Origin of the sequence: Mesorhizobium sp. WSM4306, assembly GCF_007003975.1 — a bacterium.
Taxonomy (GTDB): domain Bacteria; phylum Pseudomonadota; class Alphaproteobacteria; order Rhizobiales; family Rhizobiaceae; genus Mesorhizobium.
This window is the reverse complement of record NZ_VFTC01000010.1, coordinates 42,676-58,521: the sequence shown is the minus strand read 5'-3', so window position 1 is coordinate 58,521 and position 15,846 is coordinate 42,676. Positions and strand designations below refer to the sequence as shown.

General features: G+C 64.8%; 13 protein-coding genes. 7 read left to right on the top strand and 6 right to left on the bottom strand.

The genetic code is table 11. The features are described from left to right. Window positions 1-19 precede the first annotated feature (19 nt). Entirely contained in the window at window positions 20-1,396 is a 1,377-nt protein-coding gene (locus FJV77_RS14120; protein WP_142867414.1) for an adenylate/guanylate cyclase domain-containing protein, read from the top strand. A 75-nt stretch (window positions 1,397-1,471) separates the two neighbouring features. On the opposite strand, the gene FJV77_RS14115 is transcribed toward FJV77_RS14120, so the two are convergent. From FJV77_RS14115 to FJV77_RS14105, 3 genes are all read right to left on the bottom strand, one after another. Next, entirely contained in the window at window positions 1,472-2,299 is an 828-nt protein-coding gene (locus tag FJV77_RS14115; RefSeq protein ID WP_142867413.1) for a lipo-like protein, read from the bottom strand. Window positions 2,300-2,346: 47 nt separating this feature from the next. Then, window positions 2,347-3,291 (bottom strand): CHAD domain-containing protein, encoded by a 945-nt coding sequence (locus tag FJV77_RS14110; RefSeq protein WP_142867412.1) that lies wholly within the window; start codon window positions 3,289-3,291, stop codon window positions 2,347-2,349. An 86-nt stretch (window positions 3,292-3,377) separates the two neighbouring features. Beyond that, the gene (locus FJV77_RS14105; protein WP_142867411.1) at window positions 3,378-3,875 is read right to left on the bottom strand and encodes a CYTH domain-containing protein; all 498 of its coding nucleotides are present in this window, start codon (window positions 3,873-3,875) and stop codon (window positions 3,378-3,380) included. A 91-nt stretch (window positions 3,876-3,966) separates the two neighbouring features. Between FJV77_RS14105 and FJV77_RS14100 the strand changes: the two genes are divergently transcribed. The 4 genes from FJV77_RS14100 to FJV77_RS14085 are packed head-to-tail and all read left to right on the top strand — an operon-like array spanning window position 3,967 to window position 7,665. Beyond that, window positions 3,967-4,665: a CerR family C-terminal domain-containing protein gene (locus FJV77_RS14100; RefSeq protein WP_142867410.1), complete on the top strand. Its 699-nt coding sequence runs from the start codon at window positions 3,967-3,969 to the stop codon at window positions 4,663-4,665. Then, complete coding sequence (locus FJV77_RS14095; RefSeq protein WP_142867409.1) at window positions 4,662-5,615, top strand: HlyD family efflux transporter periplasmic adaptor subunit; 954 nt, start codon at window positions 4,662-4,664, stop codon at window positions 5,613-5,615. The genes FJV77_RS14100 and FJV77_RS14095 overlap by 4 nt, the downstream gene beginning before the upstream one ends. Further along, window positions 5,612-6,532 carry an ABC transporter ATP-binding protein gene (locus FJV77_RS14090; RefSeq protein ID WP_142867408.1) on the top strand — a complete coding sequence of 307 codons (921 nt, stop codon included), beginning with the start codon at window positions 5,612-5,614 and terminating at the stop codon, window positions 6,530-6,532. Before FJV77_RS14095 ends, FJV77_RS14090 begins: the two co-directional genes overlap by 4 nt. After that, on the top strand, window positions 6,529-7,665 hold the full coding sequence (locus FJV77_RS14085; RefSeq protein WP_142867407.1) for an ABC transporter permease: 1,137 nt from the start codon (window positions 6,529-6,531) through the stop codon (window positions 7,663-7,665). Before FJV77_RS14090 ends, FJV77_RS14085 begins: the two co-directional genes overlap by 4 nt. A 3-nt stretch (window positions 7,666-7,668) precedes the next feature. Here FJV77_RS14085 and FJV77_RS14080 read toward each other — a convergent pair whose 3' ends face one another. Together FJV77_RS14080 and FJV77_RS14075 are read right to left on the bottom strand one after the other, a co-directional pair. Continuing rightward, window positions 7,669-8,268: a DNA-3-methyladenine glycosylase gene (locus FJV77_RS14080; RefSeq protein ID WP_142867406.1), complete on the bottom strand. Its 600-nt coding sequence runs from the start codon at window positions 8,266-8,268 to the stop codon at window positions 7,669-7,671. Window positions 8,269-8,290: 22 nt separating this feature from the next. Beyond that, on the bottom strand, window positions 8,291-9,268 hold the full coding sequence (locus FJV77_RS14075) for a threonine/serine dehydratase (RefSeq protein ID WP_142867405.1): 978 nt from the start codon (window positions 9,266-9,268) through the stop codon (window positions 8,291-8,293). A gap of 198 nt (window positions 9,269-9,466) precedes the next feature. Between FJV77_RS14075 and FJV77_RS14070 the strand changes: the two genes are divergently transcribed. Next, window positions 9,467-11,488: a hydantoinase/oxoprolinase family protein gene (locus FJV77_RS14070; protein WP_142867404.1), complete on the top strand. Its 2,022-nt coding sequence runs from the start codon at window positions 9,467-9,469 to the stop codon at window positions 11,486-11,488. Between the two features lie 208 nt (window positions 11,489-11,696). Beyond that, window positions 11,697-13,859 (top strand): malate synthase G, encoded by a 2,163-nt coding sequence (locus FJV77_RS14065; RefSeq protein WP_142867403.1) that lies wholly within the window; start codon window positions 11,697-11,699, stop codon window positions 13,857-13,859. A 190-nt stretch (window positions 13,860-14,049) separates the two neighbouring features. Here the strand turns inward: FJV77_RS14065 and FJV77_RS14060 are convergent, their stop codons facing one another. Continuing rightward, window positions 14,050-15,582 carry a YifB family Mg chelatase-like AAA ATPase gene (locus tag FJV77_RS14060; RefSeq protein ID WP_142867402.1) on the bottom strand — a complete coding sequence of 511 codons (1,533 nt, stop codon included), beginning with the start codon at window positions 15,580-15,582 and terminating at the stop codon, window positions 14,050-14,052. Window positions 15,583-15,846 lie beyond the last annotated feature (264 nt).

The following is a 15,846-nucleotide window of genomic DNA, read 5'->3' as shown; positions in this document are numbered from 1 at the left end:
GTGAAATCGAAGTGATCCCATGCCGACCGCGCCAACACTTGAACTTCGCCGCTATTCGCGCCTGAAAAATTTGCGGGCGCGCGCAGAACGCCAGGGTGCTGCATTGCAGTTCTGGGCGCGTACGGCATCGCTCGCCGTGATCTCCTGCTTCTTTTCATTGATCAGCCGCTGGGATGCCTCGCTTCTCTTCGTGCTGGCGGGCCTGTTGCTGTTCCAGCTCGTCGGCCTGATCCAGTTTCGCTTTGCGCGCCGTCGCACGGCGCGATGGTGGATCGGTTACCTGGTTGGTACGCTGGACATCATTCTATTGACCGTTCTCCTGGTAACACCCAACCCGTTTTCCCAGGAAGTCGCGCCGGCCGCGATGCAACTGCGCGAGGGCAGTTTCAAATTCCTGCTGATTTTCGTATGCCTTGGCGCGCTGACCCTTTCGACACGATTGGCGCTCTATCTCGGCGCGCTCGCGGCCTTGACGTGGGCGATCGGCGTGGGATGGGTGATTCTTCGTCCGGGAACCGTCATTCCGGCGACGAACCTCTATTCGATGCCGGTGACAGAGCGACTGAACCTCTATCTCAACCCCAATTTCGTCGATACATTCGCGCAGGCGACCAACGTGTTGGTCGTGCTGATTATCGGCGCAATCATGGCGCTGGTCGTCTCTCGTTCCCGACATCTGTCGGAAGACTATGTCAAGGCAGAGCGCGCCCGCGCCAATCTCGCCCGGCATTTTTCGCCCAATGTCGTGGACCAGCTCGCCACGGATGACGAGCCCTTCGGCCCGGTCCGCCGGCAGGATATCGCGGTGCTGTTCGCCGACATCGTCGGCTTCACACACTATTCCGAGGATCATCCGGCCGAAGCAGTGTTCGAACTTCTGCGTCAGTTCCACCGTCGCATGGAGCAGGTCGTTTTCGACCATCATGGCACGGTCGATAATTATATCGGCGATTGCATCATGGCGACATTCGGGGTTCCGCAGGCCAGCCACGACGACGCCACTCGGGCCATCCAGTGCGCTGAAGCGATGATCGCCGCTCTCGAAGACTGGAATGTGCAGCGGGTGTCCAGGGGATACCCGTCGCTGGACGTTCGGATCGGTGCACAATATGGCGCTGTCGTCATCGGCGCGGTCGGCAGCGAGCGCAATCTGTCCTTCGCGGTGGTGGGCGACACCGTCAACGTCGCCAGCCGTTTGCAGTCGCTCTGCCGTGAGCTTCAGGCGAATATTTGCTTTGGATCACGACTGATTGAGGCCGCGAAGGCGGAATCGCCCACGACACAGTTGAATGCGCGCGATCATGGTCCGGTGAGCATCCGCGGCCGAGATGAACCGGTCCATGTCTGGGTCGAACACAGAGCCGAAAACCAGGGCGCTATTGCGGTTTCGGCGTGATGCAGGCCAGACTTGTTTTGATGCATGTCGTTGTCTCAAAACCGGGCCACTTTTGAGCGACATGCATTGAGGCCATCACCTGTCTGAGGCGATTGCACCAGCCTTCGCGGCTGCGGCGTCTGTGCTTGCCTTGTCGTCCCATGTCACCGCCCGGTAGTCGAAGCCATATTCCAGCGTCGGTTTGACGATGCGGAAAAACGGCGACAGGTCGAAGTCGCGCGGCGTGTAGAGCGAGTGGTGGCGGATGTGCAGGATTTCCTTGCGCATATAGGTCGACTGCGCCGAGGCGCGGCCGGGCGCGCGGGTGATCTCGGGCAGGATCGGATAGCGGATCTCGCCATAGGCCTCGGCAATCAGCGTGGAGCAGATGGCGCGCGTCGGATCGCCCGAGCCGAAAGCCAGCATGCGGCGGCGCCAGCGCACCGGCACCGGCGGCGCCGGCAGGAAAAAGCGCAGCATGTCGAAGATGTTCTTGAGATCGTATTTCAGGCCGAGCTTGCCGATCATGAAGGCGACGACCTTGTCGCGGTCCTCCGGCGCCAGGCCGCTCGCCCGGCAGATGCGGGTGTTGTAGGTGCGGTAGCGCGACAGAGGCACGGCGACACAGCCTTCGCCGAGCGTAACCTCGATCAGGCGCGGCCGCTCCGACCCATCAGCGGGTTCGGACAAGGCATCGCCAACATAGAAGGCGGCGTGCGACCATGTCGACTGGGTCAGATATTTGATGACCGCGGAGATCTTCTGGTTGCCCTCGATGAGCAGGATGTCGCCGGGTTCGAGCGCGCGACGCAGCGTCTCGGCGTCGGACGGCGTGTAAGGCTCATAGCCGGAGGATTCGTCCTGCAGCCGGCCGGCAAGCCAGCGGCCAAGTCGGTCGAGAAGCGTTTCGGCGGGCGCGGTCATCGTAGAGCGTGACTAGCACGGGCCGACCGGCAAGGGCCAGCGCGCCGTCAACCGACCGGAACGCCCGTCTCTTCCTGCGGCGCTGGGCCGGCGAGGTCGTCGCGCGCATTGCGGGCAAGTTTCTTCGTCGAGCGCTTGGGGTTGTCGCCGAACAGGTCGGCGGCCCCGGCGAGACAGGCCTTCTTCAGGCTCTTTTCCGAGCGCTTCAAAAGCTTGCCCAGAAGCTTGGTGTCCTGGGCATCGCCGAGCGGTTCGTCGTCGGCTTCGAGCAGGGCGCGCATGACGAAGACATCGTGTAGTTCGCCGAGCTTTTCGCCCAGTTCGTCGACCGCCTTGCGCCGCACCTTGATCGGCGTTGGCCACAGCCGGCCGAGCAGCGACAAATGCATCGAGTGGGTCTTTGCCGCCTTGCGCAGGTCGTGGAAATCCTCGGCCTCACCGCGAGATCCCGCCCTGTCCAGCGCCTTCCTGGCGCGGCGCAAGGTCTTGCGGGCGCCGTCGGCGAGCACGTCGGCGGCGTGTTCGGGCAAATCCGGGAGCAGCAGCCGCTCTATCCGGACCAGGCCTTCCTCGCAGGCGGCGGTCGCCGCGCCTATGGCGGCGTCGAGGCCGGCGCCGGCATGCATTTCATGCTGGCGGGCGATAAGCCGGTCGCGCACGCTGTCGAGGCCGCCCCCGGCAACCTGCTCTGGAAAGGCGGCCGCCAGCCGGTCGATGGTCTCGACCAAAGCGGTTGCTTCACGCGGACCCGCCAGCAGGGCAGCCACCTGGCGGTAGCACTGGTTTTCAGTTTGGCAAAACGTTTCGTTACCGGAATGGACCAGGCGCAGCAAGGCACGCGCGCTCTTCAGCCGCTTGCGGCATTTGTGCAGCGCCTGCTCCGGCCGGTCGTGTGCGACGGCCAGATGCGCAAGCGCCTTGCCGATTTCCTCGCCAAGGATGCGTCTGACCTCGCCGGTCAGCGGCAGGCGCGGATCGATGCGAAAACTCATGCGGCGATCTCCGGAATCCCCCTAGAGCATGATGCCGAAAAGTGTGAAGCGGTTTTCGGGCGACATCATGCTCTATCTCTCTTGATTTAGAGCCGGATACTGATTTTAGGTCGACTCGACCCAAAATCATCCGGCTCTAGGGCGAGCGACGCGTTGTAAAACCTTTGCTCGCCGGTCACTTCGCGGCCGAGCCAATCAGGCAGCATTTCGTCAGGTACATCCTCCGGCGTCTCAAGCTCGGCCACCACTAGGCCAGCAAGAATCCCGCCGAAAACATCGACTTCGTAGAGATAGCCGCGATGCCTAACATGGTGGCGTGTCTTCTCGATGACATGTCCGATAGCGAAGGCCAGCATCTCCTCGGCATCGGCCAGCGGGATCGGATATTCGTATTCGTCGCGCTCGCGGGCGCGGCTGCCGAATTTGAGCGTCAGCTTCGCCGAGGTGCCGTCGCTGATGCGCACCCGCACGGTGCGGCCGGGGGCTGCGGCAAGGTAAAACTGGCGAATGCGGATATCCGCCTCGGCCAGATCGCGCCACTCGGCGCTGGAGACCAGGAACTTGCGTTCGACTTCCTTGCCCATGGCCGCGCACTAAAGCGTCTGCGGCTCGACATGGCAAGCCGGCACAGAGAATCAATTTGACTTTAATCAATCGATTGATTAAATTGCCGACATGATCAAACCAACACCCGACAAAATGCCCCGCCAGGAGACATCGCCCGCTGAGCAGACGCGCGCGGCGCTGGTGCTGGCTGCGCTCAAACTGTTCGGACGGCAGGGCTTCGACGGCACCTCGACGCGCGAGATCGCGGCGGAGGCCAAGGCTAATATCGGCTCCATCGCTTATCATTTCGGCAGCAAAGAAGGGCTACGCGCGGCCGCCGCCGACCACATCGTCGAGACCATCCAGGCAATCGCCGGACAAGCGATCGGAACTGCGCCGGCTCAGTCCACTCCCGAGGCTGCCAGGGCGCAGCTGTTCGCGGCGCTGGAGCGCATGGTGGGGTTCATCGTCGCGAGTCCCGAGGCCGGCGAGATCGTACAATTCGTACTCAGAGAGCTCTCGCATCCCACAGCGGCGCTCGACCGCATCTATGCCGGCGTGTTCGAGCCGACGCATCGGCGGCTCTGCCAGGTCTGGGAACAGGCGACCGGCGAACCGGCCGAGAGCGAGGCCACCAAGCTCACGGTTTTCACGCTGATCGGCCAGGTCATCTATTTCCGCATCGGCCGCGAGGCTGTGCTGCGCCGAATGGGCTGGCGCGAGATCGGCGCAGCGGAAGCCGCCAAGGTGGTGGCGGTCGCCACCAACAACCTCGAGGCCATGCTGGGCGCGCGAAAGCCGGCCGCCCGCAAGGAGGGCAAGCGATGAGTTTTCTCTGTTCCCTGCCGCTCGCCGCCCAGCTGTTCAGCGCCTGCGCGCCGGCAGCGCCGCTCGCCGTCGGCTATGTCGAGGGCGACTATGTCCTGCTGGCGCCGATCGAGGTGGCGCAGGTCGAGACCGTCACGGTCAAGCGCGGCGATCGTGTCGAGCCCAACACGCCGGTGGTGACGCTGGAAAGCGCCGACGCCAAGATTGCCGTGGCGCAAGCCGAAGCGGCGCTCGCCCAAGCGCAGGCGCAGCTGGCCGACCTGCAGGTCGGCAAAAGACCGGAAGAGATTGCTGTGCTGAAGGCCGAGGTCGACATGGCCCGCGCACAAGCCACCGACGCCAGGCGCCGCTATGACCGCGCCAGCGATCTGTTCAAGCGCGGCACCGGCACGCAGGCCGACTACGACACCGCGTCGGCGACGCTGGAGACGGCCAATGCGCAGGTCGGCCAGGCGGAGGCAAATCTCGCCGTCGGCGGCCTGCCGGCACGGCCCGAGACGATCAAGGCGGCCGACAACCAGGTCAAGCAGGCGCAGTCGGCGCTGGAACAGGCTGAGTGGCGGCTGTCGAAGCGGGTGCTGGCGGCGCCCTCCCCCGGCCGCGTCAACGACGTCATCCGCAACCCCGGCGACACCGCCGGCCCGACCGCGCCCGTCATCTCGATGCTGCCCGATGGCGCCGTGAAACTCAGCGTCTATATCCCGGAAAGAGCCTTTTCATCGATCAAGGTCGGCACGCTGCTTTCCGTCCATTGCGACGGCTGCGGCGAGGGCGTGAAGGCGCGCGTCAGCTATGTCTCGCCCGATCCGGAATTCACCCCGCCGGTGATCTACTCGCTCGAGAACCGGCAGAAGCTGGTCTACCTCGTCGAGGCGCGGCCCGAAGGCGATGCGCAAGCGCTGCAGCCGGGCCAGATTGTCGATGTCGAGCTGGCGGCCTCAACGCAATGAACGCCATCGACGTTCATGGCCTGGTCAAGCGCTTCGGCGACAAGACGGTCGTCGACCATGTGACGATGACTGTGGCCGAAGGCGAGATCGTCGGCTTTCTCGGGCCGAATGGTTCGGGCAAGACGACGACCATTCGCATCATGTGCGGCCTGCTGACGCCCGATGAGGGCGAAGGCACGGTGCTGGGTCTCAACATCCGCACCGAGTCGCTCCGCATCAAGCGCGAAGTCGGCTACATGACGCAGAAATTCTCGTTCTACGAGGATCTGACGATCGGCGAAAACCTCGAATTCGTGGCGCGGCTCTACAGGCTGAAGCCGGTCGAGGAGCATGTGGCGCGCACGCTGGAGGAGCTTGGCCTGACGACGCGGCGCAACCAGCTCGCCGGCACGCTGTCTGGCGGCTGGAAGCAGCGGCTGGCGCTGGCCGCCTGCATCATGCACAAGCCGAAGCTGCTGCTGCTCGACGAGCCGACCGCCGGCGTCGACCCGAAGGCGCGGCGCGAGTTTTGGGACGAGATCCATCGTCTCGCCAGCGGCGGCCTGACCGTGCTGGTCTCCACCCACTATATGGACGAGGCCGAGCGCTGCCACCGCATCAGCTATATCTCCTACGGCAAGATGCTGGCCACCGGCACGGTGGACGAAGTGGTGAAGAATGCCGGGCTGACCACCTTCGTGCTGCAGGGGCCGCACCTCGACCAGGTCGCCGATGCCCTGCAGGAACGGCCGGGCGTCGACCAGGTTGCGCCGTTCGGTGCCACGCTGCATGTCGTCGGTTCCGACAAGGCGGCCCTGGAAAAGGCGCTTGCCGATGTCGAGAAGGAGCATAAGGGCGTCACCGTAAAACCCGGTGAGACCAGCCTCGAGGATGTGTTCATCCAGTTCATGTCCGGCTCGAAGGACAATATGGCATGAACAGCGTCTTCTCTTTCGCCAGGCTCAGTGCGCTGCTGATCAAGGAATTCATCCAGATGCGGCGCGACCGCATCACCTTCGCCATGATGCTGGGCGTGCCGCTTTTACAGTTGGTGCTGTTCGGCTATGCCATCAACAACGATCCCAAAAGCCTGCCTGCCGCACTCGTGGCGACCAGCAACGACCCCTACACCCGCGCCATTGTCGCGGCCTTGCAGACGACCGGCTACTACCGCTTCGACCATGTCGCGCAAAGTGCCGAGCAAGCCGAATTCCTGATGGCGCGCGGCGACGTTTCCTTCGTCGTCACCATCCCCGCCGATTTCGGCCGCCGGGTCGAACGCGGCGACAATCCGCAGATCCTGATCGAGGCCGACGCCACCGACCCGGCCGCCGCCAGCGGCGCCATCTCGACGCTCAGCAAAGTGGCCAGCCAGGCGCTGCTTCGGGCGCAAGGCATGCAGGAGGCGGCGGCCGAGAACGCCAGGGGTCAGCTCGATGTGGTGGTGCACCGGCGCTACAACCCGGAAGGCATCTCGCAATACAACATCGTTCCCGGGTTGCTCGGCGTCATCCTGCAGATGACCATGGTGATGATGACCTCGATCGCGCTGACACGCGAGACCGAGCGCGGCACGATGGAGAACCTGCTGGCTATGCCGTCCAGTCCGCTCGAGATCATGCTGGGCAAGGTGCTGCCCTATCTGGCGGTCGGCGCGGTGCAGGTGGTGGTGGTCCTGGCGGCGTCGAAGCTCCTGTTCGCCATCCCCTTCGCCGGCTCGATGTCGCTGCTGCTCACTGCCGTGCTGGTGTTCGTGCTGGCGCTGGTGCTGCTCGGCTACACCATCTCGACCATTGCCCGCACGCAGATGCAGGCGCTGCAGCTGACCTTCTTCTTCTTCCTGCCGTCGATCCTGTTATCCGGGTTCATGTTCCCCTATCGCGGCATGCCGGATTGGGCGCAGATCTTCGGCGAGATTTTCCCGCTGACGCATTTTTTGCGCATCACCCGCGCGGTGATGCTGAAAGGCGCCGAGCTGCCGGCGGTGGCGAGCGAGATCACCTGGCTGGTTGCGTTCGTGGCCTTGTTTGCCGGCGTAGCACTCGTGCGATTCCGGCGGACACTGGATTAGCTCTTAAGGATTGAGCGATTTTGGACCGCTGACGAAGGGGCTGCCCCTGACATAAAACCGCAGCGAGCGGTCCGCATCCTTGGTAATGCCGATGCGGATGCCTTGTCCGATGTCGCCGGCTTGATGCTCATCTTCTGCCAGCCACAGCGGGCCTTGCCGGCACAGATCGAGGCCGTCGAGCGAACGATCGATCCGTAATGCCTGGGCGAGCCGTCCCGGCCCTCGCGCCAGGTCACGCAAGCGCTCGACGCCCCGGTTCTGCTGCATAAGCAGAATGCCTTCGAGCGGTTCGAGCGCCCGGATCAGCACGCCGGTGCCGGTCCCCGCTCCTTCGCTTGAAACATTGAGCATCCAGGAGACGCCATAGGCGAGATAAACGTAGGCGTGGCCGGCCTCGAGGAACAGCGAGCGATTGCGCGGCGTCATCCCGCTATAGCCGTGGCCGGCGGCGTCGCCGGTGACATAGGCTTCGGTCTCGACGATGCGGCCACTGACGATACCTTCCGGCAGCTCCCGCACCACCAGTCTGCCGATGAGGTAGCGGGCGAGAGCAGCCGTATCTTCTGGCAATTCGGCGCGGTCGAGCGGGCGGTGGCCGGTCATGCTATCGCCGCCATATCGGTTCTCAGGCCGCGGCCATGATCTCGGCATAGGTGCTGAAATCGACATTGCCGCCCGACAGCACCACGGCCACGCTCTTGCCCGACAACTCGATCTCGCCCGAGGAAAGTGCTGCCAGCGCGACGCAGCCGCCGGGCTCGACCACCAGTTTTAGATGGGCCATGGCGTCGCGCATTGCCTGCGCCGCCGCCTTGTCGGAGACGGCGATGGCGCCGGCCAGGTTCTTGCGGTTGATCTCGAAAGTGATGGCGCCAGGCTCTGCGGTGAGGATGGCATCGCAGATCGAGCTGTGGCCGGGCTCGTTGGAAACCCTTTTTCCCTCGATCAGCGAGCGGCGGGTGTCGTCAAAATGCTCGGGCTCCACCGCCCAGACGGCCGTATCCGGCGAGGCGTTTTTGACCGCAATCGAAATGCCGCTCGACAGGCCGCCACCACCGCAAGGGATGAGAACCGCGTCGAGGCTGACGCCGAGCGCCTTGGCCTGGCGCATCAGTTCGAGGCCGATCGTGCCCTGGCCTGAGATGATGGCCGGATCGTCGAAGGGCGGCACCAGCACCATGCCCTTGTCCATGTAGGGGCGCACCACGGTCATGCGGTCGTCGCGAAAACGATCAAACGGCACCACCTCGGCGCCCATCTTGCGAACGTTGGCGATCTTCATTGCCGGCGCATCGGCGGGCATGGCGATGACTGCCTTGACGCCGAACATTGCGGCGGACGCGGCGACGCCTTGAGCATGGTTTCCGGAAGAAAAGGCGACGACGCCGCGGCCGCGCTCTTCCTCGCTCAGCGTCGACAATTTGTTGTAGGCGCCGCGGAACTTGAACGAGCCGGTGCGCTGCAGCGTCTCCGGCTTGAACAGGATGCGGCCGCCGAAGCGCTTGTTGAGTTCCGACGATTCGATCAGCGGGGTTTCGACGATCAGGCCGGAGAGCCGCGCGGCGGCGGCGTGGATGTCGGCAATGCCGGGAAGCGTGGTCATGACGAAGTCCTGAGAGGGATGAGATCGGCGCATGGTGCACGCAAAGGCAGGCCGCGCACCAATGAAAAAATGTGACCGTTACAAAGTTTGGCGGGCATGAGCGGCGAGGAGGAGGGTCAAACTGGCCCACCTCTCCTGCCTTTATCCGCGAGGCCGTATCGGCTAAGGGCGGGGGAACAGAATTCCGGACCGCCAGAAATGACCACCAAGCCCAAACCCCTGTTCCTCGGCATCGACACCGGCGGCACCTATACCGATGCTGTGCTGTGGTCGGAACAAGGTGGTCCTAAAGGCAAGGTGCTGGCCAAGGCCAAGGCGTTGACCACGCGGCACGACCTTGCCGTCGGCATTTCCGGCGCCGTCGACGCGGTGCTGGAGAAATCCGCCACCGACCCGGCCTCGATCAAACTCGTGTCGATGTCGACGACGCTTGCCACCAACGCGTTGGTCGAGGGGCAGGGCGGTCGCGTTGCGCTGATCATGATTGGCTTTACCGAAGCCGACCTTGCCCGCGACGGGTTGAAGACCGCGCTCGGCACCGACCCGGTGGTGTTTTGTCAGGGCGGCCATGATGTCCACGGCAATGCGGCCAAGCTCGACCTTGCAGGCCTCGAGGCGGCGCTGCCCGAACTCGGCGCCTCGGTGTCTGGCTTTGCCGTCTGCGCCTATTTTGCCACCCGCAATCCGGCGCATGAGCTTGCCGCGCGCGACCTGATCCGCGAAAAGACCGGCCTGCCGGTCACCGCCAGCCACGAATTGTCAGCCAAGCTCGGCGGCCCGCGCCGGGCGCTCACCACTTTGCTCAACGCCCGGCTGATCTCGATGATCGACCGGCTGGTGGCGGCGACTGAGGGCTTTCTCGAGGCGCGCAAGATCGCCGCACCCCTTATGGTGGTGCGCGGCGACGGCGCGCTGGTTTCGGCCGCCTTTGCCCGCCAGCGGCCGATCGAGACGATTTTGTCCGGCCCGGCCGCCAGCCTGGTCGGCGCCCGCCACATGACGGGCTTGGACAACGCAATGGTCTCCGACATTGGCGGCACCACAACGGATGTCGCCGTGCTCGATGGCGGCCGTCCCAGGCTCGATCCTGAAGGCGCCACAGTCGGCGGCTTCCGCACCATGGTCGAGGCGGTGGCCATGCGCACCTTCGGCCTCGGCGGCGATTCCGAAGTGACGCTGGAAGATGGCGCGCTCAACCCGAAAATCCTGCTCGGCCCGCGCCGCCTGGTGCCGCTGGCGCTGGCCGGCATGATGCATAGTGTTGCCGTGACATCGGAGCTCGAGCGGCAGTTGCGGGCGCCAAACCCCGGCCGCATGGATGGCCGCTTTGCGCTGCGCACCGGCGTGCCGGACCGGCTCGCCGCCGGCCTGACCGCGCCTGAAGCCAAACTCTACGAGCAGATCGGCGCTGTGCCGCTCGCCATCGACAGGCTGCTCGCCTCGAACGCCCAAAACGCCACGTTGAACCGGCTTGTGTCGCGCGGCCTGGTGCATATCTCGGGCTTTACGCCTTCGGATGCCGCCCATGTGCTGGGCAAGCAAGCCAACTGGGATGCCCCCACCGCTCGCCTTGGCGCCGAGCTGTTTGCCCGCAAGCGCGACGGCCGCGGCCAGAACATCGCCGCCTCTCCCGAGGTAATTTCCGAGCGCGTGTTGGTGACGCTGACGCGCTGGTCGGCGGAATATATTCTGGAAACCGCCTTTGCCGAAGACGGGTTGGATGGCGCCGCCACCGTCGCCCATGCTCTGGTGCAGCGCGCCGTCGATGCCCATCCCGGCATCGCGCGCCTAAGCGTCGCGCTCGACCGTCCGGTCATCGGCCTCGGCGCCTCGGCGCCGTTGCATTATGCCGGGTTGGCCGAACTGGTCGGCAATGACTGCGTGGTGCCGGAAGACACCGACGTCGCCAACGCGCTCGGCGCCGTCGTCGGCCAGGTCCGCGTCTCCGCCGAAGCCCGCGTCAGCCAGCCCAAGGAAGGCCTGTTTCGCCTGGCCTCGGGGCAAACCGTGCGCGACTTTACCGACGAGGCCAAGGCGATCGCGGCGGCTGAAGCGGATGTAAGGGCTATCGTGGCGGAGCGGGCGAAGGATGCCGGCACCGACAATGCCGAAATCGAAGTCGCCACCGAATTCCGCGTCTCCACAGTCGAGGCCCAGCGCATGTTCATCGAAGCCCATGTGGTGGCGGTGGCGTCAGGCAGGCCAAGGATTGCGGTGTAGAGCGCTAACCTTATCTGTCGCAAGGGGGGCGCATCCAGTCGAACCGACCCCCTCTGGCCTGCCGGCCATCTCCCCCTCAAGGGGGGAGAAGGACGCTCTCATCATCGCCTTCGCCTCAGCCAATATCCCCACCTTCACCCTAAGCTGAATTGACCCTTCATCCCTGACATGCCAAAGGCCGCAAAGCCTTTCATCTGGAGAAGCCCTGATGACCGATCGCGTCGAGATCGCCGGATTGCGGATTGCCCGCGAGCTCAATGACTTTGTCGCCAACGAAGCATTGCCGGGCACCGGCATTGCGGCCGACGCTTTCTGGAACGGCTTCTCGTCCATCGTCCATGATCTCGGCCCGAAGAACCGGGCGCTGCTGGCCAAACGCGACGCCATGCAGGAGAAGCTCGACGCCTGGTACCGCGCCAATGGCGCGCCGATCGACATGGAGGCCTACAAGGCCTTCCTGAAGGAGATCGGTTATCTCGTTCCCGAAGGCCCTGCCTTCTCGGTCAGCACCGATAATGTCGACCCCGAAATCGCAATCGTCGCCGGGCCGCAGCTGGTCGTGCCGGTGATGAACGCGCGCTATGCGCTCAACGCCGCCAATGCGCGCTGGGGTTCGCTCTACGATGCGCTCTACGGCACCGATGCCATCGCCGAGACCGGCGGCGCCGAGAAGGGCAAAAGCTTCAACCCCGCGCGCGGCGCCAAGGTGGTGGCCTGGGCGAAAAACTTCCTCGACGAGTCCGTGCCGCTCACCTCGGGCAAATGGGCAGGCGTGAACGGGCTTACAGTTCAGGGCACCATCTTGCGGCTCAGCGCCGGCGCCGGCGGCACCACGCTCGCCAACCCGAAACAGTTTGCCGGCTATCGTGGCGAGCCCGCCAACCCGGAAGCCATTCTGCTGGTGCAGAACGGGCTGCACATCGAAATCCTGATCGACCGTGCCAACCAGATCGGCCGCACCGACCCGGCCGGCATTGCCGATATCGTGCTGGAATCGGCACTGACCACCATCCAGGACTGCGAGGATTCGGTCGCGGCGGTGGATGCACAGGACAAGGTCGTGGTTTACCGCAACTGGCTCGGCCTGATGAAGGGCGACCTGGCCGAAGAGATCAGCAAGGGCGGCAAGAGCTTCGTGCGCAAGCTCAACCCGGACCGCGCCTGGACGGCGCCGAATGGCGGTGCGCTGAGCCTGCCCGGCCGCTCGCTGATGCTGGTGCGCAATGTCGGCCATCTGATGACCAATCCCGCCATCCTCGACCGCGATGGCAACGAGGTGCCGGAAGGCATCATGGATGCGGCACTGACGGCGCTGATCGCGCTGCATGATGTCGGCCCGAACGGCCGCCGCGCCAATTCCCGCGCCGGCTCGATGTATGTGGTGAAGCCGAAGATGCACGGGCCGGAGGAAGTTGCTTTCGCTGTCGAGATTTTCGACCGCGTCGAAGCGTTGCTCGGCATGGCCAAAAACACCATCAAGATGGGCATCATGGACGAGGAGCGGCGCACCACCGTCAACCTCAAGGAGGCGATCCGCGCGGCAAGAGAGCGCGTCGTGTTCATCAACACCGGCTTCCTCGACCGCACCGGCGACGAGATCCACACCTCGATGGAGGCCGGGCCGATGATCCGCAAGGGCGACATGAAGCAGGCCGCCTGGATCTCCGCCTACGAGGCATGGAATGTCGATACCGGCCTGGAATGCGGGCTTGCCGGCCACGCCCAGATCGGCAAGGGCATGTGGGCGATGCCCGACCTTATGGCGGCCATGCTGGAACAGAAGATCGCCCATCCCAAGGCCGGCGCCAACACCGCCTGGGTGCCGTCGCCGACGGCGGCGACGCTGCACGCCACCCACTATCACAAGGTCGATGTTCATGCCGTCCAGGTGGCGCTGAAGAGCCGACCAAAGGCCAAGCTCGATGACATCCTTTCGGTGCCGGTGGCGGTGCGTCCGAACTGGACGCCGGAAGAGATCCAGCGCGAGCTCGACAACAATGCGCAAGGTATTCTGGGCTATGTCGTGCGCTGGATCGACCAGGGTGTCGGCTGCTCCAAGGTGCCGGACATCAACGATGTCGGCCTGATGGAAGACCGCGCCACGCTTCGCATCTCCTCGCAGCACATTGCCAATTGGCTGCACCACAAGGTTTGCTCCGAAATTCAGGTGATGGATTCGCTGCGCCGCATGGCGGCGACAGTCGACCTGCAGAATGTCGGCGACCCGCTCTACCGCCCGATGGCCGCCGACTTCGAAAATTCCATCGCCTTCCAGGCCGCCTGCGACCTGGTGTTCAAGGGGCGCGAGCAGCCGAATGGCTACACGGAGCCGGTGCTGCACAAGCGCAGGCTGGAGCTGAAGGCGAAGTAAGACAGCTGATCTCCCCCTTGTGGGGGAGATGTCCGGCAGGACAGAGGGGGGCGCTGTCCCTCCGGACTCTCATTCTTTCTTCATAATGGCACCGAGCCCCGATTTCGGCTGCGCAGGCTCAGCAAGGTTGGCGATCCTTCACGCCCCCCTCTGCCCTGCCGGGCATCTCCCCCACGAGGGGGGAGATCAGCTAAGCCGCCTGCGCCACGCGCTCCGACATCATGCGATAGGAAATCGCCTCGGCCAGGTGGATGCGGCCGACGGTCTCGCTGGCGTCGAGGTCGGCCAGCGTGCGCGCCACTTTCAGCACGCGGTGGTAGGCGCGCGCCGAAAAGCCGAGTTTCTCGCTGGCGTCTTTGAGCAACGACAGGCCGGCGGCGTCCGGCGCGGCGATGTCCTCGATGATGGCCGGCGAGCAATGCGCGTTGGTGGTGGCGCTGGTGACGCCGAGCCGCTCGAAACGTTCGCGCTGGATGGTGCGGGCACGCGCCACGCGCTGCGCAACGGCCGCGCTCTTTTCCGCCCGGTCCGGCCGGATGAGGTCGGCGGCCGAGACCGCCGGCACCTCGATCCTGAGATCGATGCGGTCGAGCAGCGGGCCGGAGATGCGCGCCTGGTAGTCGGTGCGGCAGCGCTCGCCGCGCAGGCAGCGATAGCCTGGTTCGCCGGCCATGCCGCAGCGGCACGGATTCATCGCCGCCACCAGCTGGATGCGCGCCGGATAAGTGACGCGGTGGTTGGCGCGCGCGATCATGCAGTCGCCGGTTTCCAGCGGCTGGCGCAGCGCATCCAGCGTCTGCGGCGAGAATTCGGGGAACTCGTTGAGGAACAGCACGCCATGATGGGCCATCGAAACTTCGCCCGGCCGCACCCGCAAGCCGCCGCCCACCATCGCCGCCATCGAGGCCGAATGGTGCGGGGCGCGAAACGGCCGCCGGTCGGTGAGCTTGCCTTCGCCAAGCTCGCCCGCCACCGAGGCGATCATCGAGACTTCCAAGAGTTCCTTGGGCGCCAGCGGCGGCAGGATCGACGGCAGCCTTTGCGCCAGCATCGATTTGCCGGAGCCCGGAGGCCCGACCATCAGCAGATTGTGACCGCCGGCCGCCGCCACTTCCAGCGCCCGCTTCGCGCTCTCCTGGCCCTTGATGTCGCAGAGGTCGGGCAGGTCGCGCGCCGAGACATGGATGCCGGGCTCGGGCCGCGACAGCACCTGCGTGCCGCGAAAATGATTGGCAATCGCTATCAGGCTGCGCGGCGCCAATATGTCGAAATCCTTGCCCGCCCAGGCCGCTTCCGGCCCGCAGCCGAACGGGCAGATCAGCCCCTTGCCCTCGGCATTGGCGCCGATCGCCGCCGGCAGCGCGCCGGCGACCGCGGCAATGGTGCCGTCGAGCGACAATTCGCCGAGCACGACATAAGAGGCCAGCATGTCGCCCGGAATGGCGCCGAGTGCGGCCATCAGGCCGAGGGCGATCGGCAGATCGTAGTGGCTGCCTTCCTTGGGCAGATCGGCCGGCGCGAGGTTGACGGTGACCTTCTTCGACGGCATCGACAGGCCCGATGCATGGAGTGCCGCCTGCACCCGCTCACGGCTTTCGGCCACCGCCTTGTCGGCCAGGCCGACAATCTGCATGCCGACCTTGCCCGGCGCGATCATCACCTGGACATCGACCGGCACGGCTTCGATGCCCTGGAAAGCAACCGTGCGAACCCGCGCCACCATTTTGCCCTGCCCCCGGATACCGGCTCGCTCGGGCCTTTCTGATCAGACTGCGAGCGATGTCAGCCTAAGACAACCATAGATTTCAGGCCAAGGCAAGAACATTACAGGAACATGCAAGTGTCGCCGTCCTTCCGGCACCATACGATGCCGACACCTGCCCTCGCCCGAGACAGAATTAACCACAAAGGCGCGGCGTGGTTGGGTGTCACCGATCCGACTAGCATATTATGGTATGGTTGGGATCGGGGGACATCCGCAGCGCGT